Consider the following 575-nt stretch of genomic DNA (forward strand, 5'->3'; position numbering starts at 1 on the left):
TAACTCACTCAACTTGATAAGAGAGAGATTATGGCTCGAAAAAAAGCAGAGATCTTTATGGTTTAACTTGACGTGGAGAGTCATACCAACGCCAAGCTAAGGGGCAAAATACAGTTTAGCTATAATGCACGAAGTGCTAGGCAAACTGTATTTTGTCCGATTTGAGCACCTTGTTAGCAACGATTACTTAAAAGTAAATGTAACTTTATCCATTTTGGCAACTAGGCCATTATTTGAAGATATATAGGTAACTTTGTCAGCTATTGCTACAGCATTATTAAGGATGATTTCTACATCACCTTCCATAACTGTTTTACCATCTTCAAAACGCATAACTGCTGCTCTAGTCTCTGGCTGATTATCATCAGCAAATGAAATGCGAACATTACCAATATACGTTTGAACTTTAGTGTTATTAGAGACTGCTTGTTTCTGAGCAGAAATTTCCATTTCATTTGCAGAAGCAAAGCTTGATACAACGAGGGTTAATAGTGCTAGTTTTTTAAATAACTTCATTTTTATTCCTTTTTTGAGTTTAAATAAATACTACTTGATTGAATATAGTTGCTAACGCC

1 protein-coding gene is annotated in these 575 nt (G+C 34.8%); it reads right to left on the reverse strand.

The window, feature by feature from the left end; genetic code table 11:
• Positions 1-183: 183 nt before the first annotated feature.
• The gene (locus BI291_RS16465; protein ID WP_074500199.1) at positions 184-516 is read right to left on the reverse strand and encodes a hypothetical protein; all 333 of its coding nucleotides are present in this window, start codon (positions 514-516) and stop codon (positions 184-186) included.
• Positions 517-575 lie beyond the last annotated feature (59 nt).

The sequence above is a fragment of the Thalassotalea sp. PP2-459 genome (assembly GCF_001913705.1).
Classification (GTDB): domain Bacteria; phylum Pseudomonadota; class Gammaproteobacteria; order Enterobacterales; family Alteromonadaceae; genus Thalassotalea_C; species Thalassotalea_C hakodatensis.

Excerpts from the sequence above, each read along its gene's own strand:
- BI291_RS16465 (WP_074500199.1), bottom strand. The coding sequence starts at position 516 with ATGAAGTTATTTAAAAAACTAGCACTATTAACCCTCGTTGTATCAAGC.